At 40.2% G+C, this 25,406-nt stretch carries 21 protein-coding genes and 1 pseudogene; 19 read left to right on the top strand and 3 right to left on the bottom strand.

What is annotated here, in order from left to right; all coding sequences use genetic code 11:
- Nucleotides 1-10: 10 nt before the first annotated feature.
- Complete coding sequence (locus SST62_RS0109520) at nucleotides 11-1,033, top strand: PhoH family protein (RefSeq protein ID WP_029187171.1); 1,023 nt, start codon at nucleotides 11-13, stop codon at nucleotides 1,031-1,033.
- 60 nt (nucleotides 1,034-1,093) lie between these two features.
- Nucleotides 1,094-3,109, top strand: coding sequence for a M13 family metallopeptidase (locus tag SST62_RS0109515; RefSeq protein ID WP_029187170.1), 2,016 nt, complete (start codon nucleotides 1,094-1,096; stop codon nucleotides 3,107-3,109).
- Nucleotides 3,110-3,237: 128 nt separating this feature from the next.
- On the opposite strand, the gene SST62_RS0109510 is transcribed toward SST62_RS0109515, so the two are convergent.
- On the bottom strand, nucleotides 3,238-3,873 hold the full coding sequence (locus tag SST62_RS0109510; protein ID WP_029187169.1) for an MBL fold metallo-hydrolase: 636 nt from the start codon (nucleotides 3,871-3,873) through the stop codon (nucleotides 3,238-3,240).
- A gap of 105 nt (nucleotides 3,874-3,978) precedes the next feature.
- Between SST62_RS0109510 and SST62_RS0109505 the strand changes: the two genes are divergently transcribed.
- From SST62_RS0109505 to proC, 4 genes are all read left to right on the top strand, one after another.
- Nucleotides 3,979-6,447 carry a bifunctional DnaQ family exonuclease/ATP-dependent helicase gene (locus SST62_RS0109505; protein WP_029187168.1) on the top strand — a complete coding sequence of 823 codons (2,469 nt, stop codon included), beginning with the start codon at nucleotides 3,979-3,981 and terminating at the stop codon, nucleotides 6,445-6,447.
- 146 nt (nucleotides 6,448-6,593) lie between these two features.
- Entirely contained in the window at nucleotides 6,594-7,670 is a 1,077-nt protein-coding gene (proB, locus tag SST62_RS0109500; protein ID WP_029187167.1) for a glutamate 5-kinase, read from the top strand.
- A 64-nt stretch (nucleotides 7,671-7,734) separates the two neighbouring features.
- Nucleotides 7,735-8,973 carry a glutamate-5-semialdehyde dehydrogenase gene (locus SST62_RS0109495; protein WP_029187166.1) on the top strand — a complete coding sequence of 413 codons (1,239 nt, stop codon included), beginning with the start codon at nucleotides 7,735-7,737 and terminating at the stop codon, nucleotides 8,971-8,973.
- Between the two features lie 9 nt (nucleotides 8,974-8,982).
- Nucleotides 8,983-9,768, top strand: coding sequence for a pyrroline-5-carboxylate reductase (proC, locus tag SST62_RS0109490; protein WP_029187165.1), 786 nt, complete (start codon nucleotides 8,983-8,985; stop codon nucleotides 9,766-9,768).
- A gap of 169 nt (nucleotides 9,769-9,937) precedes the next feature.
- On the opposite strand, the pseudogene SST62_RS1000000113075 reads toward proC, so the two are convergent.
- A pseudogene (locus SST62_RS1000000113075) lies at nucleotides 9,938-10,195 on the bottom strand (TetR/AcrR family transcriptional regulator); the annotation flags it as partial.
- Nucleotides 10,196-10,328: 133 nt separating this feature from the next.
- On the opposite strand from SST62_RS1000000113075, the gene SST62_RS0109480 reads away from it, so the two are divergent.
- The gene (locus tag SST62_RS0109480) at nucleotides 10,329-11,180 is read left to right on the top strand and encodes a DegV family protein (RefSeq protein ID WP_029187163.1); all 852 of its coding nucleotides are present in this window, start codon (nucleotides 10,329-10,331) and stop codon (nucleotides 11,178-11,180) included.
- 358 nt (nucleotides 11,181-11,538) lie between these two features.
- Here the strand turns inward: SST62_RS0109480 and SST62_RS0109475 are convergent, their stop codons facing one another.
- Complete coding sequence (locus SST62_RS0109475) at nucleotides 11,539-12,798, bottom strand: PLP-dependent aminotransferase family protein (RefSeq protein WP_029187162.1); 1,260 nt, start codon at nucleotides 12,796-12,798, stop codon at nucleotides 11,539-11,541.
- Nucleotides 12,799-12,920: 122 nt separating this feature from the next.
- Here SST62_RS0109475 and yaaA point away from each other — a divergent pair, with 122 nt between their 5' ends.
- The 12 genes from yaaA (at nucleotide 12,921) to SST62_RS0109415 (ending at nucleotide 25,089) form a co-directional block, all read left to right on the top strand.
- The gene (gene yaaA, locus SST62_RS0109470; protein ID WP_029187161.1) at nucleotides 12,921-13,655 is read left to right on the top strand and encodes a peroxide stress protein YaaA; all 735 of its coding nucleotides are present in this window, start codon (nucleotides 12,921-12,923) and stop codon (nucleotides 13,653-13,655) included.
- A 97-nt stretch (nucleotides 13,656-13,752) separates the two neighbouring features.
- On the top strand, nucleotides 13,753-15,192 hold the full coding sequence (locus tag SST62_RS0109465; RefSeq protein WP_029187160.1) for an LCP family protein: 1,440 nt from the start codon (nucleotides 13,753-13,755) through the stop codon (nucleotides 15,190-15,192).
- A gap of 15 nt (nucleotides 15,193-15,207) precedes the next feature.
- Nucleotides 15,208-15,897: a YveK family protein gene (locus SST62_RS0109460; RefSeq protein WP_029187159.1), complete on the top strand. Its 690-nt coding sequence runs from the start codon at nucleotides 15,208-15,210 to the stop codon at nucleotides 15,895-15,897.
- Between the two features lie 9 nt (nucleotides 15,898-15,906).
- Entirely contained in the window at nucleotides 15,907-16,593 is a 687-nt protein-coding gene (locus SST62_RS0109455) for a tyrosine-protein kinase (protein WP_029187158.1), read from the top strand.
- 38 nt (nucleotides 16,594-16,631) lie between these two features.
- Nucleotides 16,632-17,363: a capsular polysaccharide biosynthesis protein Cps4B gene (cps4B, locus tag SST62_RS0109450; protein WP_029187157.1), complete on the top strand. Its 732-nt coding sequence runs from the start codon at nucleotides 16,632-16,634 to the stop codon at nucleotides 17,361-17,363.
- A gap of 28 nt (nucleotides 17,364-17,391) precedes the next feature.
- Complete coding sequence (locus tag SST62_RS0109445; RefSeq protein ID WP_029187156.1) at nucleotides 17,392-19,218, top strand: polysaccharide biosynthesis protein; 1,827 nt, start codon at nucleotides 17,392-17,394, stop codon at nucleotides 19,216-19,218.
- Between the two features lie 84 nt (nucleotides 19,219-19,302).
- Nucleotides 19,303-19,980: a Fic family protein gene (locus tag SST62_RS0109440; protein ID WP_032499427.1), complete on the top strand. Its 678-nt coding sequence runs from the start codon at nucleotides 19,303-19,305 to the stop codon at nucleotides 19,978-19,980.
- A 75-nt stretch (nucleotides 19,981-20,055) separates the two neighbouring features.
- Nucleotides 20,056-20,754: a sugar transferase gene (locus tag SST62_RS0109435; protein ID WP_029187155.1), complete on the top strand. Its 699-nt coding sequence runs from the start codon at nucleotides 20,056-20,058 to the stop codon at nucleotides 20,752-20,754.
- Between the two features lie 9 nt (nucleotides 20,755-20,763).
- On the top strand, nucleotides 20,764-21,981 hold the full coding sequence (locus SST62_RS0109430) for a DegT/DnrJ/EryC1/StrS family aminotransferase (RefSeq protein WP_029187154.1): 1,218 nt from the start codon (nucleotides 20,764-20,766) through the stop codon (nucleotides 21,979-21,981).
- A gap of 10 nt (nucleotides 21,982-21,991) precedes the next feature.
- Complete coding sequence (locus tag SST62_RS0109425; RefSeq protein WP_050571906.1) at nucleotides 21,992-22,843, top strand: glycosyltransferase; 852 nt, start codon at nucleotides 21,992-21,994, stop codon at nucleotides 22,841-22,843.
- Nucleotides 22,821-24,086: a hypothetical protein gene (locus tag SST62_RS0109420; protein WP_029187152.1), complete on the top strand. Its 1,266-nt coding sequence runs from the start codon at nucleotides 22,821-22,823 to the stop codon at nucleotides 24,084-24,086. The genes SST62_RS0109425 and SST62_RS0109420 overlap by 23 nt, the downstream gene beginning before the upstream one ends.
- Nucleotides 24,070-25,089 carry a glycosyltransferase family 2 protein gene (locus SST62_RS0109415; protein ID WP_029185391.1) on the top strand — a complete coding sequence of 340 codons (1,020 nt, stop codon included), beginning with the start codon at nucleotides 24,070-24,072 and terminating at the stop codon, nucleotides 25,087-25,089. The genes SST62_RS0109420 and SST62_RS0109415 overlap by 17 nt, the downstream gene beginning before the upstream one ends.
- The last annotated feature ends 317 nt before the right edge of the window (nucleotides 25,090-25,406 follow it).

Genomic DNA, 25,406 nt, shown 5'->3' with positions numbered 1-25,406 from the left:
GAGAAGTTTCTTGCAAGAACATTCGATTGATATTCACTTAAAACACCCAGATGACTTGTTCAGCCTCTTTGGGTCCAATGAGCGTCACTTACGGCTGATGGAGCAAGAATTGGATGTGGTCATCCATGCACGGACGGAAGTTGTGCAAATCATCGGGCAGGAAGCACAAGTAGAACAAGCTCGGCTGGTTATTCAATCCCTCTTAGTCTTGGTCAATCGAGGCCTGGTCATCAATACGCCAGATGTGGTCACGGCCATCTCCATGGTAAAAAATGATGAGATTGAAAAATTCGTTGCCCTCTATGAAGAAGAGATTATCAAGGACAACTACGGAAAACCTATTCGCGTAAAGAACCTTGGTCAAAAACTCTATGTGGACAGCGTAAAGCGTCATGACATCGTGTTTGGAATTGGACCAGCTGGTACAGGGAAGACTTTCTTAGCGGTCACTCTCGCGGTAACAGCCCTCAAGCGTGGGCAGGTCAAGCGGATTGTCCTGACACGTCCTGCGGTCGAGGCAGGCGAAAGTTTAGGCTTTTTGCCAGGGGATCTGAAAGAAAAAGTAGACCCCTATTTGCGTCCTGTCTATGATGCTCTCTACCAGATTTTGGGCAAGGAGCAGACCACGCGCCTAATGGAGCGGGAGATTATCGAGATTGCCCCGCTGGCCTATATGCGTGGTCGGACCTTGGAAGACGCCTTTGTCATCTTGGATGAGGCGCAAAATACGACTATTATGCAGATGAAGATGTTCCTGACCCGTCTGGGCTTTAATTCCAAGATGATTGTCAATGGGGATATTAGCCAGATTGACCTACCGCGCAAGGTCAAGTCAGGCCTGATTGATGCGACAGAGAAACTAAGCAACATTCCGCAGATTGATTTCGTACATTTTTCAGCTAAGGATGTGGTTCGTCACCCAGTCGTTGCCCAGATTATCAATGCCTACGAGCAGGAGGCTCTGGCTGCGGATAGTCGAGCAAGTTTTGAGACGATTGGGGAGCTGAAGAATGAGCAAGATGCGGAGGAGTAATTATTTTCTGCTTCTTTGCCTGTCGAAATAGTTTGTAGAAAACAAGTGAGGGAGTGACGCGTGATAAAACAAGGTCTACTGAGATTGGTTTTACTTGGTTTAGTCTGTCTCTTAGCTGCCTGTGGTGGTCAGAAAATAGGAGATGACCAAACACAAGTTGATAAGGCAGAACCGACTATTCAAACTAATTTTTATCAAGCTATAAATAGGGAATGGTTAAATGGCAGCTGGTTATCAAGTGGTACACCATTCTACAATGAGTTTACAAGATTGCAAATGGAAGTCGATGAGCAATTAAAATCGGATTTTGACAAAATGGTAGCTGGTCAGCTAGAGCCTCAGTCTGAGGATTTAGTAGAATTTATCAAGTTGTATCAGCAGGGTCTTGATTTTACCAAAAGGGAAGAAGATGGTGTCAGAGTAGCTAGCATGATACTGGATGAAATGATGGGAATTGCTTCGTTTTCCGAGCTGAAATCGCTTAGTCAAGATTGGATTCGTAAGGACTATCCATTGCCCTATGGTCTTGATGTAATTGCCAATCCACGAAACACATCTGAAAGAATGCTGATTTTGCTGCCACCTCAGACGATTCTACCAGATAAGTCCTACTATGAAGACAGGACTGTTCGTGAGAAACTTATGAATTCATACCGTATATCTGCGAGACATATTTTGGAAAAATGTGGCTACTCAGACCAGGAGGCCACTGCTTTGGTTGAAGGAGCCATTACTTTTGACAAGCGACTCGTTGATACTCTACCAGCTAGTGAGAGTGTGCATCGTGATTGGGGACCTGTGAATGCAGAAGAACTTAGAACATTCTCAGAGGTCAAAAACTACTCTCCAGCTTTATCAATTGGAGAACAATTAGTAGGACTGGTGGGCTTGGAACCGGAGGAAGTTTATGTTTCTAATCCAAACTACTTTGAACAATTGTCCCAATTTATCAAGGAAGAAAATTTCTCAGAATATCGATCATGGGCTTTGGTTAGTCAAGCAATGAAGTTAGCCCCCTATTTGACTGGGGAAATCATGCAGACAGCAGGGAGATTTCATGCAGAAGTCCAAGGACTTTCAGCCTCCTATCCGAATAATTACATGACTTATCTGGATGTGACTGGAATGTTCAAGGAAAGTTTGGGTGTTTATTATGGTCGTAACTATGCCGATGAAACGGACTTACTTGCCATTCAGGAGATGGCTAAGGCAATCTCTAGGACCTATCAGGAAAGGATTCTAGCCAATGATTGGCTCAGTCAAACCACCAAGCAAGCTGCAATAAAAAAATTAGAAAATATCACTTATCATATCGGCTATCCAAGGGAGTTGAGCGACTGGACCAAGTCATTAAAGATTCGTGAAGACTTGTCTTATATTGAAAATATTTTGGCAATTACGATTCAAGCTAGAACAGGAGTTTTCGAGCGTTATAGTCAGCCAATAGATAGACAAACTTGGGCTAGCAATGTATCGGCAAGTGAAGTAACAGCCGCCTACGCTCCTAGTCAGAATGCGATTTATATTCCGGCGGCTATTTTACAAGCTCCTTACTATGACAAAAATCAATCTGTAGCCGAGAATTATGGCGGGATTGGCAAAATTATTGCTCATGAGTTTGTTCATGCTTTTGATGCTACAGGAGCCAATTTTGATGAGACTGGTAGTCTAAAAGACTGGTGGACAGAGCAAGATAGACTAGCGTTTGAAGAAAAAAATCAAGCCCTAGTAAACTTGTTTGATGGTCTGGAAGTCTATGGTGGTAGAGTAGATGGTCACCTAACCTTGTCTGAAAATCTTGCGGATTTGGGAGGAATACAGATTGCTTTGGCTACGCTCAAAAAAGAAGAACCGTTAGCTAACCTAAAAGAATTTTTTGAGAATTATGCCCGTAGCCGTCGAGAAATGGTTGCGGTTGATTATGGCCGTTATCAACTTCAGGTAGATACACATTCTCCAGAGGAGTTTCGGGTCAATATTCAGTTGCAGCAGTTGGATGATTTTTATGAAGTCTACACTATTCAAAAGGGAGACCCCATGTATAGGGCACCCGAAGAGAGAATGGTTATTTGGTAAAGGAAAGGTAGCAATCTATGATGGGCTTACCTATTCCAAAATGAATGTTGAGAATGCAGGATGATTTATGAGTATTTCCAATTATATAAAAACCTGTCTAGATTTTATGAACTAGACAGGTTTTCTTGTCATCTAAAAAATGGATTAAAATTTTTCTCATGTCCAACGCTGGTATTTTGACCGTGACCGGGATGGACAGTGTAGTGGTTTGGTAGGGTAAAAATGTGTTCCCTGATACCCGCAATCAAGTCGTCAAAGTTGCTGGTTGGCAGGTCTGTACGCCCAATCGTTTCACGGAAGAGAGCATCACCTGTAATGACCGCTTCAGCTTCTGGGAAGATAAAGGATACCCCACCAATAGAGTGACCAGGTGTTGGAACAACCTTGAAATGAAAACCGTCAAACTGGTAGTCTTCTTGGTATTGGAAGGTGTTTTCTGCAGGTCGGCAGACCACATTTTCCATATCATCATGACGAGGTAGACCTGATAGATTCATCTCTGGTGTGTAGAGCCAGCTGGCCTCGCTTTCAGCCACATAGACAGGCGGGAAATTGTAGGTCTCACGCAGGATGTCCAAACTCATAATATGGTCGTAATGGGTGTGGGTCAAGAGAATGGCTGAAATAGGTTTGCCAATTTTTTCAATCATAGCTTGGATTTTGGTCCAGTCACTACCTGGGTCAACGACAATCAGGTGGCTATCGTTTTCAATGTAGTAGGTATTTTGAAAGGCAACGGGGTTGATAGATTTGTGAATAAGCATGGTATTTCTCCTCACAGAAACAGTTTTTATATTAGTCTAACAAAAAAATTGGCTCCCTTCATGGATTTTGTTTGAGGCTTTTTCAGTGGGAGCGAATGTGCTATAATGAACAGTATGAAAGACACAAGAACAAGCAATCGGTATGCCGTTGTGGATTTGGAAGCTACTGGTACAGGAGCCGATGCAAAAATCATTCAAATCGGAATTGTTCTGGTTGAAAACGGAGAAATCATTGACAGTTACGCAACGGACATCAATCCCTATGAGCTACTGGATGACCATATCAAGAATCTGACAGGTATCACAGACAAGCAGTTGGAGCAGGCTCCAGATTTTGGTCAGGTAGCAGGTACCATTTACGACATAATTGGAGATGCTATTTTCGTCGCCCATAATGTCAAGTTTGATGCCAATCTCTTGGCGGAGGCCCTTTTTTTTGAAGGCTATGAATTGTTAACTCCGCGCGTGGATACTGTGGAATTAGCACAGCTATTTTTCCCAACTTTTGAAAAATACAGTCTGGGCAACCTAGCAGAGCATTTAGACTTGGGCTTAGACCAGGCCCACACAGCTATCTCGGATGCCATGGCAACGGCTCGCCTCCTTATAAAAATCCAAGAGAAAATCAAGTCCCTACCTCTGTCGCTTGTAGAAAACCTGCAAGAGTTAGCGGACAATCTACTCTTCGAATCCCGACTGGTTATTGATGAGCTGGTGCCCTATCTATCCGAAACCTTGTCGACCAGTCTAGAAAGTATTCATGGCTTGGTTTTGAAAAAGCCAGTAAAAGACCAGCCAGCCTACCATTTATCGGAAGATTTTGTGACTAATCTTGCCTTGCTCGGCTTGCATGAACGCAAAAAACAAACTGCATTTGCTCAAGTAGTAGAAAAACGCTTGGCAGATGCAGAAAATGTGCATTTTATACAGGCACAGGCAGGCTTGGGTAAGACCTACGGTTATCTACTGCCCCTGCTTGCCAAGTCAGACCAGCCTTTATTGGTGACGGTGCCGACCAAGCTCCTTCAAGAGCAAATTATGGAAAAAGAGGGAAGCAAGCTGCAAGAGATTTTCCATATTTCCATGGCTTCCCTCAAGTCGCCCAAGCATTTTATCAAATTGGATAGCTATTGGAAAACCCTGCAAAGACAGGATGACAATCGTTTGATCAATCAATTTAAGATGCATGTCCTTATCTGGTTGATGGAAACTCAAACAGGCGATTTGGACGAACTCAAGCAGAAACAACGCTATCAAGCCTACTTTGATGAGATCGCCCATGATGGCAATTTGGAGCCAGAAAGTCTTTTCTGGGGCTGGGATTTTTGGCAACGTTTGAACAAGCAAGCCTTAACTAGCAAGTTGCTCATCACCAACCACGCCTATTTCCTTAGTCATATCAAGGACCAAGATCCACTGATGGACAATCGTTTGGTGGTCATCGACGAGGCCCAGAAATTTCTCTTGGCTGCTGAAAATCTCGCGACGGATTCTCAGGATGTAACGGCCCTATTGCAAGTATTGCAGAGCAAGAAAGACAAGGCCGATAAGCTCTTAGACCAGCGCCTTTATGAATCCTGCCAGTTTGAGCTTAACCATCTCTTGACCCGTTTTCGCCAGCATGGGCAGCGAGAAATTTCAAAAGAAGAATTGGGTCAAGTCAAGCAGAATCTAGCTGAGTTACAGGATATTGATCTACAGAATCTGGACCATCTCCTTGATAGGTATGATCATTTTTGGTTGGAGGAGAAGAATCTTGAGGACAAGCGGATTGCTTATCTGCGTGGTTCCAAGGATAGCCTCCTGAATGTGACCAACTACCTGCCAGACACCAAGATTTTCTGCATCAGCGCTACCTTGACCATCAGTAAAAAGGTTAGCCTAGCAGATTTGCTGGGATTTGAGCAATTCACCATGGACTTGCTTCCAACGCAGGCAGTGACCAACCAGCAGCTACTCTTTCCGACCCAGCTCCCTGACATCCTCGCTTATTCAAAAGAAGAGCATGCAGCCTATTTGGCTACTACTTTGGGAGAAATAGCAGAGCTGGGACGACCGATTTTGGTCTTGTTTACCTCTATTTATCTGCTCTTGCAGGTGTCGGATTTGTTAGAAGACAATAACATTCCCCACCTAGCCCAGCACAAGCATGGACAGGAAATGACTCTCAAACGCAAATTTGAACGAGGGGAATGCCAAATTTTACTCGGCACAGGTGTATTCTGGGAGGGAGTCGATTTTGCCAGCCAGGACCAATTGATTCAGGTCATTACAAGGCTGCCATTCGATAATCCCAAGGATCGTTTTGTCCAGAAAATTAATCATCATCTACGTGAGGAAGGGAAAAATCCATTTTATGATTACAGCCTGCCTATGATGATGATTAAGCTCAAACAAGCCATCGGTCGTACCAATCGACATGACAAACAAGACTCTCTAGTTTTGGTATTAGATCCTCGCATCCATACCAAACGCTATGGACAGCAAATTCTCACCTTTTTTGAGAAAGACTATCAAGTATTGCAGCCGAGCGAAAGTGAGATGGTAGCAATCGTACAGGAATTTTTTGAATAGATAAAAAGGAAGCGGCTAGGCTTCCTTTTGTAATGATACTCATTACGATGAATATATTCCCTCACTCCTTATCGAATAACATTGATTTTCTTTATGTATAAAATATGGTATAATTTTCCAAATATTAGTTTTTGTGAGAAGAGATTATGACAGAAAAAACAATCGTATTTAAGGTTGGGACGAGTTCTCTGACGCAAGAAAATGGCAGTTTGGATCGGATTAAGATTGCTCGGATTACCAATCAGCTAGCTCAGTTGCATCAGAAGGGCTACCAGATTGTGCTGGTGACTTCAGGCTCGATTGCTGCTGGTTTTCGGAGATTAGGATTTGACAAGCGACCGACCAAGATTGCGGAAAAGCAAGCATCTGCGGCTGTGGGTCAGGGCTTGCTGATTGAGGAATACACGCAGAATCTGATGAAAGACGGCATTGTGTCGGCTCAGATTTTGTTGACCCAGGATGATTTTGCGGATGCCAGACGTTATCAGAATGCTTCTCAAGCCTTGCAGGTCTTGCTCAAGCAACGGGCCATTCCTATTATCAATGAAAATGATACCATTGCTATTGAGGAGATTAAGGTGGGGGATAACGATACTTTATCTGCCCAGGTGGCTTCTCTCTTGAAAGCAGACCTCTTGGTGCTTTTGACGGATGTGGATGGACTTTACACGGCCAATCCCAACAGCGATCCGACAGCCCAGCACTTACCTGAAATCAAGGAAATTACGGAAGATTTGTTTGCCATGGCAGCAGGAGCAGGCTCGTCTAACGGAACAGGTGGCATGACCACCAAATTGCAGGCGGCCCAGATTGCGACCAAGTCAGGCGTTCTCGTCTTTATCTGCTCTTCAAAAGAGGATACTGCTCTCTTGCAAGCGGTCACCCAAGCCAATCGTGGCACTCTCTTTTTAGCAGATGACCATGCCATGAACCAACGCAAGCAGTGGATGGCCTTCTACGCTCGGACAGATGCAGCGGTTGAAGTGGATGCTGGTGCGGTTGAGGCCATGTTGCACCAAGGCCGTAGTCTGTTAGCTGCAGGTGTCAAAGCCCTTGAAGGCGAATTTGAAGTGGGGCAGGTTGTGGAAGTTTATAGCCAGGCAGACCACCGTTTGATTGGTAAAGGGCGGGTCAAACTGTCCTCCAAAGACTTGCAGGACCAGTTGGCACATGGCAGAGCAGAGGGCGTGCTTATTCACCGCAACGATTGGGTGAGCTTATAGTCGTTCAGTTTATCTTGATTATGTTGACGAACGAGCAAACTGAAAGACTAAAAAGGAGAAATTTATGACAACAACACAAGAATTATTAGATAGTTTATTGACCCACAAGGCCTCAATCAATCTAGCAACAACCGAACAGAAAAATCAAGCTCTATCAGTAATGGCAGACCAGTTGGTTGCTCAGACTGAGGCAATTTTAGCAGGCAATGCCATTGATATGGAAAATGCCCAAGAAAAAATCAGCCAAGTCATGCAGGACCGTTTGCTTCTGACAGCTGAACGGATTGAAGCTATGGCAGACGGCATTCGTGCCTTGATTGGCTTGCCAGATCCTGTCGGGCTCGTCTTGGAAGAATCCACTCGGGCAGACGGCTTGAACATTCGCAAGAAGTCCATTCCCTTTGGCTTGGTGGGAATGATTTACGAAAGTCGTCCAAATGTGACCTCGGATGCCGCTGCCCTTGCTATCAAGAGCGGAAACGCAGTCATTTTGCGTGGAGGTAAGGAAGCCTTTCATTCGGCTCAGGCCATTGTCACAGCCCTCAAGGCTGGTTTGGAACAGGCTGGTCTTTCTCCAAAGGTCATTGAGTTGGTTCAAGACACCAGCCGTGCCTCTGCGACGGAGTTGATGACTGCCAAAGGTAAGATTGACCTCTTGGTACCACGTGGCGGTGCAGGGCTTATTCAAGCCGTTGTAGAAAATGCGACAGTCCCTGTCATCGAAACTGGGACAGGTATCTGCCATGTCTATGTGGATAAGGACGCAGACTTGGACAAGGCCTTGCAGATTGTGGTCAATGCCAAAACCAGTCGCCCCTCAGTCTGCAATGCGGCGGAAGTTTTGCTAGTTCACGAAGCTATTGCTGGTCAATTCCTACCTCGCTTGGAAGAAGCTCTTTCTGGTCAAGTGGAATTACGTGCTGACAGTCAGGCTCAGGCTATTCTCAACCAATCCACACCAGCAGGCGACCAAGATTTTGATACAGAATTTTTGGACTATATCTTGGCTGTCAAGGTCGTTTCAAACGTAGAAGAAGCTATCAGTCACATCGCTCAGCACTCGACAGGGCACAGCGAGGTCATCGTGACGGAAAACAGTCAGACGGCTGAACTTTTCACACTCTATGTGGACTCGGCGGCGGTCTATGTCAATGCCTCGACCCGCTTCACAGACGGTGGCGAGTTCGGTCTGGGCTGCGAGTTGGGCATTTCCACCCAGAAGATGCACGCTCGTGGTCCTATGGGCCTGCGTGAGATGACCACCTACAAGTACATCATCACAGGCGACGGCCACATTCGTTAGGAGGACAGGATGAAGATTGGATTTATCGGACTGGGCAATATGGGAGCGGCCCTGGCCCAAGCGGTCAGCCAGCAGCCAGATACCCAGCTCCTTCTCAGCAACCACAACCCAGCAAAAGCCCAGGCTCTTCAAGAGAAGGTAGGCGGTCTGCTTTTTTCTAATGGGGAAATAGCAGAGCAGGCCGAGGTTATTTTCCTTGGGGTCAAACCTCACCTGATTCAGACAGTCTTGTCAGGCTTACAGGATCAGATTAGCCAGAATCCGTCGGCTATCTGGATTTCCATGGCAGCGGGGGTGACCATTGACAGTCTGGCAGAATTTCTGTCGGCAGACAACCTCATCCGTATCATGCCCAATACACCTGTCGCTCTCGGCCAGGGCATGACAACCTATAGCTTGGTCAATCCAGAGCTTGCTCCGCTATTGGAACAAATCCTAGAAAAATCCGGAAAGGTACAGCAAGTGCCGGAGAAGCTGATTGATGCTGCGACGGCTATCGCAGGCTGCGGTCCAGCCTTCGTCTATCAGATGATTGAGGCCCTGACCGATGCTGGTGTGCAAAACGGGCTGACGGCTCAAGATGCCAAAGTTCTTGCGGCTCAAACCCTAGCAGGTACTGCTCAGATGGTCTTGAATAGCGACAAGCACCCAGCCCAACTCCGACAGGAAGTGACCTCGCCAGGCGGCTCAACCATCGCAGGTGTGGTAGCTCTTGAAAAAGAAGGCTTCCGTTACGCCATCATCAAGGCAGTCGCCACCGCCCTCAAAAAGACGAGAAAATTGGGTAAAAAATAGAAAGCAAGCAAAAAACGGGACCTTAATCCCGTTTTGTTTTCTCTTTAATCCACTGACTGACATTAGACAGGGTTTTGCTTTGTCCGGCCTTGCGTTTTTGTTCGTGGACAAAATCTGCAAAGCTTTGCTTGACGCCGTCTTTTTGGACCTTGTCCTGCAAATCATGCCATTTCTTTTTAAGGTTGCTGGAGGTCCGTTCGTAGTAGTCTTCAAGGATTTCTTCCTTGGACTTGTAATTGCGGTAGAAGGCATTACGTGACACGCCAGCTTTTCGGACCAATTCAGAAACGGAAATCTGCTTGATGTCCTTTTTTTCTAGGAGAAATAGCAGAGCTGTTTCAATGGATTCCTTAGTCAGTTGATTCGCTTCTTTATTTGATTGATAGAGGTTTTTCAAAGATTGGGGTGAAATTTTACGACCTGCCATAGTTTTCCTTTTCCGAGTGTCACATCTGAAAGAAAATGCTTTCAGATGGGGTAGTTTAATGATATAATTGTAAGTAAATAGAGATTTATTGTCAAATAAAAAAGTAGAATAAACAAGTAGAAATGAGAATATTATGTCAAAATGGAAAATTGTTGCAGATTCGGGCTGTGACTATCGTCAATTAGCTAATCTAGCTCCGGATACTGAATTTATTAGTGTGCCACTTACCATCCAAGTTGGAGAACAAGCATTTGTTGATGATGCAAGCTTGGATATTGATCACATGATGGAGGTGATGGAGGCATCTAAGTCTGCAGCTGGGTCGGCGTGTCCAAGTCCGCAGGCTTATCAAGCAGCTTTTGAGGGAGCTGAGAACATTATCGTTGTGACGATTACAGGTGGGCTATCGGGTAGTTTTAATGCGGCACGAGTAGCCCGTGACATGTATGTCGAGGAACATCCAGAAGTCAATATCCATTTGATTGATAGCCTGTCAGCTGGTGGAGAAATGGACTTGATCGTGGATGAAATCAATCGCCTAATTGCGACAGGCTTGGAATTTGAGGAATTGGTACAGGCTATTACCACCTACCAAGAAAATAGCAAATTGCTTTTTGTCTTGGCAAAGGTAGATAATCTAGTCAAGAACGGTCGTCTAAGCAAGCTTGTTGGAACAGTTGTCGGTCTACTCAATATCCGTATGGTTGGTGAGGCAAGTGCTGAAGGAAAATTAGAGTTGCTTCAAAAGGCGCGTGGTCATAAGAAATCTGTGACAGCAGCCTTTGAAGAAATGAAAAAAGCAGGCTATGATGGTGGTCGAATTGTTATGGCCCACCGCAACAATGCCAAGTTTTTCCAACAATTCTCAGAGTTGGTAAAAGCAAGTTTTCCAATGGCTGTTATTGACGAAGTTGCAACATCAGGTCTATGCAGTTTTTATGCTGAAGAAGGCGGACTTTTGATGGGCTATGAAGTGAAAGCGTGATTCACAGAGTAATACTCAATGAAAATCAAAAGTAGCCTAGGAAACGAAGTCGAAGATAGAACTCTGTTACTATCTTATTTCAAGGTAACAGGCTGAAAACCTCCACTGGAGCTTTTCACTCATCAAGGCTCTTGACAGCGGATAATTTTGATTTTCGAAGAGTATATAGTCATTTAGTTTATCTTTAATTACTTCGTTAACTCTCTTTGCCGTACTTCAGTACAGCCTGCAGCTCGTTGCCTTGTACTAAAAGTAAACTAAACGACTATAACAATTTGGGGATGTAATTTCCACTATTAGAATAATCCCCCTCGTCTTTTAAGTTCTAGGGGGATTATTTGCATGAGGTTATTAGATTTCACTCATTCAAATATCTTACGAATTGCTCCAGCTTATCTGCAAAATCTTGTTCAAAGAAGATCTGTAAGAAATCAGCTTTCTGTCCGCTGAAATAATAACACTTTCCAAACATGTGTTGGATGCTAGGCGAAAGAATCCCCTTGCTTAGCTGAAAGGTCACGCTCCCTTTGGAAATTCGATACGGGATGTTCAAATTGTATTTCTCTAAACAATCTTTTATTTTATTCCACTGAGCGTGATAAATGTGATGAAGATGCTGTGTGTTCCGTGCAAACATACCGTTATCAATGTAGAGTGAGAGAGCTTTTTGCATGATAAGATTGGTATCGTAGTCGATTAGACTCTTATGTTTGATGAAGGTATCACGTAGCTGATTAGGAAGGCTGATTGCACCGATTCGGAGGGCTGGAAAGAGTGTCGGTGTAAAAGATTTTATGTAGATGACACGATTATCTGTATCAAGATAGTGTAAAGGTAGGCTATGACTAGAGTCGAAATCCGCCAAATAGTCATCCTCAATGATGTAGACATCATATTGCTTTGCTAATTTTACGATGGCTGTTTTTGTTGCTATATCATAGGTTGAACCGAGAGGGTTGTGCAAGCGAGGAATTGTGTAGAAAAACTTGATTTTTCCAGTTTGGAAGATACTTTCCAATTCTTCTAGGTCAATTCCATCTAAATCCCGTTCGATTGTTTGATAGGGGATTCCTTGATGTCGAATGAGATCTATCATTCGTGAGTAGGTAGGGTTCTCTATCAAGATTTCCGTTTTTCCAGCCAAGGTTTCCATTTGTGTGAGAATATATAGAGCTTGTTGACTACCAGCTGTGATAACCAGCTGGTCTTTTTTTGTATAGACATGATAGTCCATTAACAGACTTTGAACGGAGGAAATCAATTCTGCCAATCCCTCTTGCTGGTGATAGTAGTTGAATAGGTAATTTTCCCGCCCAATAAGACTTTCGTTTAGACAAATCCGAAAATCTTCATAGGGTAATTCTTGAAAGTCTGCAGGATTGAGCTCTACAGTATGGTCTTGGAAATCTCTATCTTCTAAGATATAATAACCGCTTTTTTCGACAGCGTAGATCTTATTTTGGTACTTTAATTCCAACATAGCCTTTTGGACAGTGTCTTTGCTACAATGATATTGCTCGCTGAGTTGACGGATAGAAGGTAATTTCTCTCCACGTTTGAATCGATGTTTCTCTATTCCAGTCAAAATATCTTGGATGATAACTTGATATTTTTTCATCTAAGCCCCCTTTTTTATAGACTATGTTACTAGCTAGTATATAGGAAAAGTTGCAGAAATACAATATATGAATGATGGGGTTGAGGTTCAGGAATTAAGCTACTCTATGGTATAATTAAGTGATGAAAATAATTATACCTAATGCAAAAGAAGTAAATACAAATCTAGAGAATGCCCCGTTTTATCCCCTGTCTGATCGAAGCAAGCAGGTACTGGATGCCATAAGTCAATTTGATGTAAAAAAGATGGCTGCCTTTTATAAATTGAATGAAGAAAAGGCTGAGTTAGAAGCTGATCGTTGGCATCGAATCAGGACAGGTCAAGCAAAAACCTATCCAGCCTGGCAGTTATATGATGGTCTCATGTATCGTTATATGGATAGGCGAGGTATAGATTCGAAAGAAGAAAATTACCTACGTGACCACGTTCGTGTTGCGACAGCCTTATACGGATTGATTCATCCTTTTGAATTCATTTCACCTCACCGCTTAGATTTTCAAGGGAGCTTAAAGATAGGCAATCAGTCTTTGAAACAGTACTGGCGACCGTATTATGACCAAGAAGTTGGTGATGATGAACTGATTCTCTCACTGGCTTCGTCAGAATTTGAGCAGGTGTTTTCTCCACAGATTCAGAAAAGATTAGTTAAAATTCTTTTCATGGAAGAAAAAGCAGGTCAGCTAAAAGTTCACTCGACTATATCAAAAAAAGGTAGAGGAAGATTGCTGTCCTGGTTGGCTAAGAACAATATTCAGAAATTATCGGACATTCAAGATTTTAAGGTGGATGACTTTGAATATTGTGCTTCCGAATCAACGGCAAACCAACTTACCTTCATACGATCAATCAAAATGTGAAAAAACGAACAAGATAACGTTTTCCAGCACTAAAGAAGGGTAAAATATTAATTTCTATGATATAATGGGTACGTTATAAGTAAAAGGAAGGTTGTTTATGAAAAAGAGAAGCGGGCGAAGGAAGTCGTCCAAGCTCAAATTGGTAAATTTTGCCCTTTTGGGGCTTTACGCCATTACTCTATGTTTGTTTTTAGTGACCATGTATCGCTATAACATCCTAGATTTCCGGTATTTAAACTATATTGTGACGCTTTTGCTAGTAGGAGTGGCAGTATTGACTGGATTATTGATGTGGCGTAAGAAAGCGCGCATATTTACAGCGCTCTTACTTGTTTTTTCACTAGTCATCACGTCTGTTGGAATCTATGGAATGCAAGAAGTTGTAAAATTTTCAACACGACTAAATTCAAATTCGACATTTTCAGAATATGAAATGAGCATTCTTGTCCCTGCAAATAGTGATATTACAGATGTTCGTCAGCTTACGAATGTTCTTGCTCCAGCCGAATACGACCAAGATAACATCACCGCTTTGTTGGATGACATATCCAAAATGGAATCTACTCAACTAGCAACTAGCCCCACAACCTCTTACCTGACAGCATATCAATCTATGTTGAATGGTGAGAGTCAAGCGATGGTCTTCAACGGAGTTTTTAGCAATATTTTAGAAAATGAAGACCCAGACTTTTCTTCAAAAGTGAAAAAAATATATAGTTTCAAAGTGACTCAGACTGTTGAAACAGCAGTCAAACAAGCGAGTGGGGACAGCTTCAATATCTATATCAGTGGTATTGATACCTACGGTCCAATTTCATCTGTTTCGCGTTCCGATGTCAATATCATTATGACTGTCAATCGTGCGACACATAAGATTTTATTGACAACTACTCCACGAGATTCATACGTTGCTATCGCAGATGGTGGGCAAAATCAATACGATAAACTAACACATGCTGGAATTTATGGTGTGAACGCCTCCGTGCACACCTTAGAAAATCTTTATGGTATTGACATTAGTAACTATATCCGACTCAACTTTACTTCCTTCTTACAGTTGATTGATTTGGTTGGTGGTATTGATGTTGAAAATACCCAAGAATTTACAAGCGGAGGGTATAATTTCCCGGTTGGGACAGTGCATCTAGATGCAGAGCAAGCGCTAATCTTTGTTCGTGAGCGGTATTCGTTGGCTAATGGTGATAATGATCGCGGTCAAAACCAAGAAAAAGTCATTGCAGCCCTCATAAAAAAATTGAGTTCACCAGATAATCTAGCGAATTATCAAGCTATTCTAACTGGTTTGGAAGGATCTATCCAAACAGATTTGAGCTTAGAAACGATTATGGGCTTGGTCAATACGCAATTAGAATCCGGAACCCAGTTTACAGTTGAGTCTCAGGCCTTGACAGGTTCAGGTCGTATGGATTTACCTTCTTATGCGATGCCTGGTTCACAACTTTATATGATGGAAATTAACCAAGACAGTCTGGAGCAAGCAAAGGCAGCGATTCAGTCAGTATTGGATGGAAATTAAAAAATAGGAGAAAACATGAATAATCAAGAATCAAATACAATCGAAATTGATGTATTATACTTATTAAAAACATTGTGGAGAAAGAAGTTTCTTATTATCCTAACATCCTTTTTGGGTGCAGGAATTGCCTTTGTCTACAATAGTTTCTTGGTAACACCACAGTTTGACTCGACAACTCGTATCTATGTAGTGAGTCAAAATGTAGAAGCTGGTGCCGGGTTGACCAACCAAGAGTTACAAGCAGGTACCTATTTGGTAAAAGACTATAAGGAAATTATCCTATCACAAGATGTATTGACGCAAGTAGCTACAGAGTTGAACTTGAACGAGAACTTAAAAGAAAAGGTTTCAGTTTCTATCCCTGTCGATACTCGTATCGTTTCTATCTCCGTGCGTGATGCGGATCCAAATGAAGCGGCACGTATTGCAAATAGCCTTCGCACCTTTGCAGCACAAAAGATTGTTGAGGTCACCAAGGTAAGTGATGTGACAACACTTGAAGAAGCAGTTCCAGCGGAAGAGCCAACCACTCCAAATACAAAACGAAATATCATACTTGGTTTATTATCTGGTGGTATCTTGGCAACAGCTCTTGTACTGGTTATGGAAGTTTTGGATGACCGTGTCAAACGCCCTCAGGATATTGAAGAGGTAATGGGCTTGACCTTGCTTGGTGTAGTACCAGATTCGAAGAAATTGAAATAGGAGGACAATATGGCAACGTTAGAAATTGCACGTACTAAAAAAGAATTGGTAAATAAGACAGAAGAATATTTCAATGCCATCCGTACCAACATTCAGCTTAGCGGAGCGGATATTAAGGTTGTTGGCATTACCTCTGTTCAATCGAATGAAGGTAAGAGTACAACTGCGGCTAGTCTCGCTATTGCCTATGCTCGTTCAGGTTATAAGACCGTTTTGGTGGATGCAGATATCCGAAATTCAGTCATGCCTGGTTTCTTCAAGCCAATTACAAAGATTACAGGCTTGACGGATTACCTAGCAGGGACAACAGACTTGTCTCAAGGATTATGCGATACAGATATTCCAAACTTAACCGTAATTGAGTCAGGAAAGGTTTCTCCCAACCCTACTGCCCTTTTACAAAGTAAGAATTTTGAAAATCTACTTGCGACTCTTCGTCGCTATTATGATTATGTTATCGTTGACTGTCCACCATTAGGACTGGTAATTGATGCAGCTATCATTGCACAAAAATGTGATGCGATGGTTGCAGTAGTAGAAGCAGGCAGTGTTAAGCGCTCATCTTTGAAAAAAGTAAAAGAGCAGTTGGATCAAACAGGCACACCGTTCTTAGGCGTTATCTTGAACAAATATGATATTGCCAATGAGAAGTATAGTGAATACGGAAACTACGGACATTACGGCAAAAAAGCTTAATTTCTCAGATAATATAAGTTTGATAAGTAGGTATTAGTATGATTGATATTCATTCGCATATCATATTTGGTGTGGATGACGGTCCCAAAACTATTGAAGAGAGCCTGAGTTTGATAGGCGAAGCTTATCGTCAAGGTGTTCGCATCATCGTTGCGACTTCACATAGACGAAAAGGGATGTTTGAAACACCAGAAAAAGTTATCATGACTAACTTTCTTCAACTTAAAGAAGCAGTATCAGAAGTTTATCCTGAAATACGATTGTGCTATGGTGCTGAATTGTATTATAGTAAAGATATCTTAAGCAAACTTGAAAAAAAGAAAGTACCCACACTTAATGGCTCGCGCTATATTCTCTTGGAATTCAGTATGAATACTCCTTGGAAAGAGATTCAAGAAGCAGTGAACGAAGTGACGCTACTTGGGCTAACTCCCGTACTTGCTCATATAGAACGATATGATGCACTAGCGTTTCATGCAGAGAGAGTAGAAGAGTTAATTGACAAGGGATGCTATACTCAAGTAAATAGTAATCATGTGCTGAAGCCCGCTTTAATTGGCGATCGAGCAAAAGAATTTAAAAAACGCACTCGGTATTTTTTAGAGCAGGATTTAGTACATTGTGTTGCCAGTGATATGCATAATTTATCTAGTAGACCTCCGTTTATGAGGGAGGCTTATAAGTTAATAACAGAGGAATTTGGCAAAGATAAAGCGAAAGCGTTGCTGAAAAAGAATCCTCTTATGCTATTAAAAAACCAGGCGATTTAAACTGGTTACTCTAGATTGTGGAGAGAAAATGGATTTAGGAACTGTTACCGATAAACTGTTAGAGCGCAACAGTAAACGATTGATACTCATGTGCATGGATACGTGTCTTATTACAGTTTCCATGATTTTGAGCAGGCTGTTTTTGGATGTTATTATTGATATTCCAGATGAACGCTTTATTCTTGCAGTTTTATTTGTTTTAATATTCTACCCGATTATCTCAGTTAGACTAAAGGTTTTTTCGTTAATTACGAGGTATACTGGATATCAAAGTTATGTGAAAATAGGACTGAGTTTGATATCCGCTTATTCATTATTTTTAATCATTTCAATGATTCTATGGCAGACCTTTAGTTATCGTTTCATCTTAGTGTCCTTATTTTTGTCGTATGTAATGCTCATTACTCCGAGGATTGTTTGGAAAGTCTTACATGAGACGAGAAAAAATGTCATTCGAAAGAAGGATAGCCCACTAAGAATCTTAGTAGTAGGTGCTGGAGATGGTGGGAATATTTTTATCAATACCGTCGAAGATCGAAAATTGAATTTTGAAATTGTCGGTATAGTTGATCGTGATCCAAATAAACTTGGAACATTTATCCGTACTGCCAAAGTTTTAGGGAATCGTAATGATATTCCACGATTGGTAAAAGAATTAGCTGTTGACCAAGTGACGATTGCCATCCCTTCTTTAAATGGTAAGGAGAGAGAGAAGATTGTTGAAATCTGTAACACTACAGGAGTGACCGTCAATAATATGCCGAGCATTGAAGACATTATGGCGGGGAACATGTCTGTCAGTGTCTTTCAGGAAATTGACGTAGCAGACCTTCTTGGTCGACCAGAGGTTGTTTTGGATCAGGATGAATTGAATCAGTTTTTCAAAGGGAAAACAATCCTTGTCACAGGAGCAGGTGGCTCTATCGGTTCAGAGTTATGTCGTCAAATTGCTAAGTTTATGCCTAAACGCTTGATGTTGCTTGGACATGGAGAAAATTCAATCTATCTCATTCATCGAGAGTTACTGGAAAAGTACCAAGGTAAGATTGAGTTGGTCCCTCTCATTGCAGATATTCAAGATAGAGAATTGATTTTTAGCATAATGGCTGATTATCAACCCGATGTTGTTTATCATGCTGCAGCACATAAGCATGTTCCTTTGATGGAATACAATCCACATGAAGCAGTGAAGAATAATATTTTTGGAACGAAGAATGTGGCTGAGGCGGCTAAAACTGCAAAAGTTGCCAAATTTGTTATGGTTTCAACAGATAAAGCTGTTAATCCTCCAAATGTTATGGGAGCGACCAAGCGTGTTGCAGAAATGATTGTAACAGGTTTAAACGAGCCAGGTCAGACTCAATTTGCGGCAGTCCGTTTTGGGAATGTTCTAGGTAGTCGTGGCAGTGTTGTGCCGCTATTCAAGGAACAAATTAGAAAAGGTGGACCTGTTACGGTTACCGACTTTAGGATGACTCGTTATTTCATGACGATTCCTGAGGCAAGTCGTTTGGTTATACAAGCTGGACATTTGGCAAAAGGCGGAGAAATCTTTGTCTTGGATATGGGTGAGCCTGTACAAATTTTGGAATTGGCAAGAAAAGTTATTCTGCTGAGTGGTCATACTGAGGAAGAAATCGGGATTGTAGAATCTGGAATCAGACCAGGCGAGAAACTCTACGAGGAATTACTATCAACAGAAGAACGTGTTAGCGAACAAATTTATGAAAAAATATTTGTGGGTCGCGTTACAAATAAGCAATCGGATATTGTCAATTCATTTATCAATGGATTACTCCAAAAAGATAGAAATGAATTAAAAGATATCTTGATTGAATTTGCAAAACAAGAATAAGAAAGTAAAAAATATTTTTACTTTCCTAGAGTCTAAATAGTATTTAGATTCTAGGAAGGTTGAAATACTTTCCTGAGGTAAGATATGCTAGGTCATAGGTTAGTAAGAGAAAAAGAAAATAGGATCAAAGGTGGTCTTTACCATAAGATTCAAATCGAGCTGGCTTTCAACTCAAACCACATTGAAGGCAGTCAACTGACGTATGACCAGACAAGGTATATCTATGAGACCAATACGATTGGTTTTGAAGAAAATTCAACCATAAAGGTGGATGATATTATCGAAACGACCAATCATTTTACGGCTTTTGATTTTCTCTTAGATAGCTTTCAAGAGAAATTGAACGAAAAATGGATAAAGGATATCCATGCTATATTGAAGAGAGGGACCTCTGATTCGCGGAAGTCATGGTTTCAAGTCGGTGATTATAAGAGATTTCCGAATGAAGTCGGCGGTCGAGAAACAAGCTTACCTGAACATGTGGAGTCGGACATGCAAGAACTGCTGAACAGCTATCACGGCTTGCCTGAGACTTCCTTTGAGGATATTCTTGATTTTCATGTTCGATTTGAACGCATCCATCCATTCCAAGATGGTAACGGGCGAGTAGGTCGATTGATTATGTTTAAAGAATGTCTTAAACATGGACATATCCCCTTTATCATTGGAGATGACATGAAGTATTTTTACTATCGTGGCTTAGCCGAGTGGGGAGGACAGAATGGTTTCTTATTAGATACTTGCTTAGTCGCACAAGATTGATTTAAGGACTATTTAGAGTATTTTAGGATTGAGGATTAGTGGTAAAATCTGCTAACCTTGCAATTAGGAGAATGAATGCATAGTGGAAGAACTATAACAAAAGAATATCTAAAAGCGAATGAAATAACAGGTCAGTATTTTGATAAAATTGAAACAAGAAAGTTTGAATTATTTTTAAAATATACTACGGATAAGTTACTAGCACTAATCCTATTAGTATTATTATCGCCAGCCATCATCGGTCTATCTATTTGGATAAAACTAGATAGCAAAGGACCAATTTTTTATCGTCAAGAACGTGTTACAAGATATGGTCGAATTTTTAGAATATTTAAGTTTAGAACGATGATTTCTGATGCGGATAAAGTCGGAAGTCTTGTCACAGTCGGTCAAGATAATCGTATTACAAAAGTCGGTCATATTATCAGAAAATATAGGCTGGATGAAGTGCCTCAACTCTTTAATGTTTTGACAGGGGATATGAGTTTTGTTGGCGTAAGACCAGAAGTACAAAAATATGTTGACCATTACACTGATGAAATGCTTGCGACTTTGCTATTGCCAGCAGGAATTACTTCACCAGCAAGTATTGCATATAAGGATGAAGATGCTGTTTTAGAAGAATATTGTTCTCAAGGCTATAGTCCTGATGAAGCATATGTTCAAAAAGTGTTACCAGAAAAAATGAAATACAATTTGGAATATATCAGAAACTTTGGAATTGTTTCTGATTTTAAGGTAATGATAGATACAGTAATTAATGTAATAAAATAGGAGATTGAAATGACAAAAAGACAAAATATTCCATTTTCACCACCAGATATTACCCAAGCTGAAATTGATGAAGTTATTGACACACTAAAATCTGGTTGGATTACAACAGGACCAAAGACAAAAGAGCTAGAACGTAGGTTATCAGTATTTACAGGAACCAATAAAACTGTGTGTTTAAATTCTGCTACTGCAGGATTAGAACTAGTCTTGCGAGTTCTTGGAGTTGGACCTGGAGACGAAGTGATTGTTCCTGCTATGACCTATACTGCCTCATGTAGTGTCATTACCCATGTAGGTGCTACACCTGTGATGGTTGATATTCAAAAAGATGGCTTTGAAATGGAATATGATGCTTTGGAAAAAGCGATTACTCCGAAAACAAAGGTTATCATCCCAGTTGATCTAGCTGGTATTCCTTGTGATTATGATAAGATTTATACCATCGTAGAAAACAAACGCTCTTTGTATGCTGCTTCTGATAATAAATGGCAGAAACTTTTCGACAGAGTTATTATTCTATCGGATAGTGCACATTCTCTAGGAGCTAGTTATAAGGGGAAACCAGCGGGTTCCCTAGCAGATTTTACCTCATTTTCTTTCCATGCAGTTAAGAATTTTACAACCGCTGAAGGTGGAAGTGTGACATGGAAAGCACGTCCTGATTTGGATGATGAAGAGATGTACAAGGAATTTCAAATTCTATCATTACATGGGCAGACAAAGGATGCTCTAGCCAAGACACAATTAGGTTCATGGGAATATGACATTGTCATTCCTGGTTACAAGTGTAATATGACAGATATTATGGCTGGTATCGGTTTGGTACAGTTGGAACGTTACCCATCCCTGTTGAATCGTCGAAAAGAAATTGTCGAAAAATACAATGCAGGCTTTGAAGGAACATTGATTAAGCCGTTGGTACATCAGACCGAAGATAGACAATCATCTATGCACTTGTATATCACTCATCTGGAAGGCTTTACTTTGGAACAACGAAATGAAGTGATTCAAAAAATGGCTGAAGCAGGGATTGCTTGTAATGTTCACTACAAGCCACTGCCTCTTCTTACAGCCTATAAAAATATTGGTTTTGATATGAAAGATTTTCCGAATGCCTATCAGTATTTTGAAAATGAAATTACACTTCCTCTTCATACCAACTTGAGTGATGAAGATGTGGAGTATGTGATAGAAACAATTAAACGCATTGTTTATATAAAAAAATGAGGTAATTCTCGTGAAATATAGTGTTTTAATGACTGTGTATAAAAATGATAATGCTGATTATTTTTATATTGCATTGAATAGTATGGTTCAACAAACAATAAAACCCGATGAAATCGTTATTGTAAAGGACGGTCCGATTCCTAATTTATTAGAACAGGTTATTGTTAATGTACAAAACAGTTGTGACATTTACTTTAATGAAATTCAATTGCCAAATAATGTTGGGCTTGGAGAGGCATTAAATGCGGGTCTAAAAGAATGTCGAAATGACCTTATTGCAAGAATGGATGCGGATGATTATTCCATGCCAGAAAGATGCGAAAAACAACTTAGAGCGTTTGAGCAAAATCCTAGACTTACCATTGTTAGTTGCCCTGTCGAAGAATTTGTTGATGAATTATCAAATGTAATCGGTTATCGTAGTCTTCCGCTCACAAATTCGGATATTTATAGTTTTGCAAAGCGTAGAGATCCCTTTAATCATCCTTCGACGATGTATAGGAAGTCAAAGGTGTTGGAAGTTGGAGGATATGGGAATTATCGTAAGAACCAAGATACTGATTTATGGATAAGATTACTATCAAATAATGTTGAATGTTTAAATCTCTCAGAACCTTTACTTAAATTTAGATTTGATGAAGGAACTTATAAAAAAAGAAAGTCTTGGATAAATACAAAAATTTTAATAAAGTTGCGTTATAGAGCATGGCGTAGTGGTTTCAATAGTTTTGTAGACTTTTTTATTGTAGCGGTTGCACAACTTTTGGTGTCTATTTTGCCAGTCAAACTTTTACGAAATTTGTATAGATTTTTATTGAGAAGTAAGGAAAAGAATTATAATGGGGATAGAGCAGGTCATTAATCAAAAGTTAAATAAATATCCAGTAATAAAAAAAACACTTAAACGAGTCTATCAATTGGGCATGTATCATTTATCACCCAAAATAAATAGTACTGGGGATATTGTTCGGGTATCACCAGATGATGGTTCAGAGTATTTTTTTGGATACTATGATAAGTGTCCATGGGATGAAACGGATCGTTATATTTTATCTCTTAAAGCAAAAGAAACCTATAAAGAAGTTGCTCCAAGGACAGTAGCAAAAATTGTAATAATAGATACGTTAACAGGTATAGTTAGCGAAATTGGAGAAACTCGAACATGGAATACGCAACAAGGATGTATGTTACAGTGGTTTGGCAATTCATCAAACAAAATAATATTCAATGATTTTAGAAATGGAAAATACTGTTCAATAGTACTGGAACTAGAGTTTAAACAATCAGAGATTAGAACGATTTCGGAGAAATTGTTTCCTTTTCCTGTATATAGCGTAGCAAGTGATGGCAGTTTTGCTTTGAGCTTGGATTTCTCTAGATTGCATCAATTGGCACCAGGATATGGCTATTCAAATATCACAGAAGAAAAGTTTGTATCATTACCTGTAGGGACTGCAATTTGGAAACTTGATTTTGCAAGTGGAGACGTTAGTGAGGTACTTTTGTATGATGATATCGTATCATTCGAGTTTCGTAAGGAAATGAAGAATGCAGTCCACAAAATAAATCATATAATGATTTCTCCTGACAATAAAAGATTTATGTTTCTTCATAGATGGTTTAAGGGGGATAGAAAATATACTCGACTACTTACTTGTGATGTTGATGGTTCGGATATGTATAATTTAAGCGACGATGATATGGTATCGCATTGTTTTTGGAGGGATAATCGTTCAATTTTAGCGTTTGAAAATAAAAAAGGATTTGGAACAGGTTATTTTTTAATGCAAGATAAAACTTCGATATTTGAACAATATTGGAATGAAATAGATTTTGATGGGCATCCTAGTTATTCACCAAATCGTGATAAGATTGTTTTTGATTCTTATCCTGATAAAAAACGTATATCTTCGATTCGAATAAGCGATGCTGACAACAAAAGTTCTTCAAATTTGAAAGTAATAGCGCAGGTTTTTTCTCCATTTCGTTATGACAATGAATTTAGATGTGATTTGCATCCGAGATGGAATAGAAAAGGGAATGTAATTTGTTTTGATTCGGTATTTGAAGGGAAGCGAGGACTGTATATTGTCAAAGTTGAATAATACAAAGAGCGTATCTTTATCTATTATTGTTCCGGTATATCAAGTAGTCACTTACTTAGAAAGATGTATTGATAGTTTGGTTAACCAAACATATAGAGATATAGAGGTGATATTGGTAGATGATGGGTCTACCGATGGTTCATCGGAACTATGCGATAAACTTGCAAAAAATGATGAAAGAGTTAGAGTTATTCATAAAGAAAATGGGGGATTGAGTACAGCAAGAAATGTCGGTCTGGCCAATGCAAATGGAAAATATGTAACATTTGTAGATAGTGATGATTGGGTTGACTTGAACATTTATGAGAAATGTATTACTTTTTTACATGAATATTCAGCAGATGTTATTGATTTTAATGTTGAATTTGTGAAAGAAGGACAAAAAATATCCAATCAAAATATAGACAGAGAACCGTTTGTACTATACGATGAAGATATTCTGTACGATTATCTTTATAGAGGTCAAACAGAGAAATGCCCATTTTCTGTTTGTAGAAAAGTATACTTAAAATCTTTATTTGAAAATGTCTACTTTCCAGAAGGAAAAGTAAATGAGGATATCGCTACTAATTTTAAAGTCTTGCAATGCGCTAAAAAAATGATCCGTATACGCGATATAGGTTATTATTATTATCAAGATAATGTCACAAGTCTTACAAGTGGTGTTTTAAAATCTAAGGACTTCGATCTTCTTGTAGCATGTCAAGAATTATATGATTTAACTAGAAAATATGATAATAAGGAGTTAAAGAAACTATCTCTGATTAAGTTGGCTAGAAGTTATTTTTCACTATTAGCGAAGGCTGCTATTGGTGGTATTTCTGCAGAGGTTTCAAGAGAAAAGATTGCTTTTTTGACGATTCAATTGAGAAAAAATTATGTTCATCTGTTTTTTTCTCCGATGCCTTTAAACAGAAAAATACTAGCAATGATATGTGCGATTGATTACAGAATTTTAGCTACATTATATCGTGTTATTTTTAGGATTAGGAGACAAAACTGAAAGATTTCTTATTATCAATCGCCAAACGGTTTAATACAAAAGATATTAGGTACAAAGAGTGCTAATTCTAAACAATTCTATTTTAATTTGTATTATATTATTTATTTTGGTTAAAACGTGCTGAATCAAAGGTTGTTGTATCCTTGGGAGTGTGGGAATAGTGTTGGTTGAGTTTTTGTTTATAATTTACAAACATATATTGAGCAGCACAGTGATTGCCAGAAATGTTCATTTTTTAGGGAGAATTACTCTTTGTCAAGATGTACTATTACAGAATATGACTGTATGAAAAAAATACGCTTATTGGCGATAATATA

The organism is Streptococcus suis YS56 (genome assembly GCF_000440115.1).
Lineage (GTDB): Bacteria > Bacillota > Bacilli > Lactobacillales > Streptococcaceae > Streptococcus > Streptococcus suis_L.
Note: the sequence above shows the minus strand (reverse complement) of the source record. Positions and strands in the feature narration are given on the sequence as shown.

Coding starts and splice junctions, on each gene's coding strand:
- cps4B (WP_029187157.1), top strand. CDS start 16,632: ATGATTGATATTCATTCGCATATCATATTTGGTGTGGATGACGGTCCC.
- SST62_RS0109440 (WP_032499427.1), top strand. CDS start 19,303: ATGCTAGGTCATAGGTTAGTAAGAGAAAAAGAAAATAGGATCAAAGGT.
- SST62_RS0109465 (WP_029187160.1), top strand. CDS start 13,753: ATGAAAAAGAGAAGCGGGCGAAGGAAGTCGTCCAAGCTCAAATTGGTA.
- SST62_RS0109455 (WP_029187158.1), top strand. CDS start 15,907: ATGGCAACGTTAGAAATTGCACGTACTAAAAAAGAATTGGTAAATAAG.
- SST62_RS0109445 (WP_029187156.1), top strand. CDS start 17,392: ATGGATTTAGGAACTGTTACCGATAAACTGTTAGAGCGCAACAGTAAA.
- SST62_RS0109435 (WP_029187155.1), top strand. CDS start 20,056: ATGCATAGTGGAAGAACTATAACAAAAGAATATCTAAAAGCGAATGAA.
- SST62_RS0109505 (WP_029187168.1), top strand. CDS start 3,979: ATGAACAGTATGAAAGACACAAGAACAAGCAATCGGTATGCCGTTGTG.
- SST62_RS0109420 (WP_029187152.1), top strand. CDS start 22,821: ATGGGGATAGAGCAGGTCATTAATCAAAAGTTAAATAAATATCCAGTA.
- SST62_RS0109475 (WP_029187162.1), bottom strand. CDS start 12,798: ATGAAAAAATATCAAGTTATCATCCAAGATATTTTGACTGGAATAGAG.
- proC (WP_029187165.1), top strand. CDS start 8,983: ATGAAGATTGGATTTATCGGACTGGGCAATATGGGAGCGGCCCTGGCC.
- SST62_RS0109495 (WP_029187166.1), top strand. CDS start 7,735: ATGACAACAACACAAGAATTATTAGATAGTTTATTGACCCACAAGGCC.
- proB (WP_029187167.1), top strand. CDS start 6,594: ATGACAGAAAAAACAATCGTATTTAAGGTTGGGACGAGTTCTCTGACG.
- SST62_RS0109430 (WP_029187154.1), top strand. CDS start 20,764: ATGACAAAAAGACAAAATATTCCATTTTCACCACCAGATATTACCCAA.
- yaaA (WP_029187161.1), top strand. CDS start 12,921: ATGAAAATAATTATACCTAATGCAAAAGAAGTAAATACAAATCTAGAG.
- SST62_RS0109510 (WP_029187169.1), bottom strand. CDS start 3,873: ATGCTTATTCACAAATCTATCAACCCCGTTGCCTTTCAAAATACCTAC.
- SST62_RS0109480 (WP_029187163.1), top strand. CDS start 10,329: ATGTCAAAATGGAAAATTGTTGCAGATTCGGGCTGTGACTATCGTCAA.
- SST62_RS0109460 (WP_029187159.1), top strand. CDS start 15,208: ATGAATAATCAAGAATCAAATACAATCGAAATTGATGTATTATACTTA.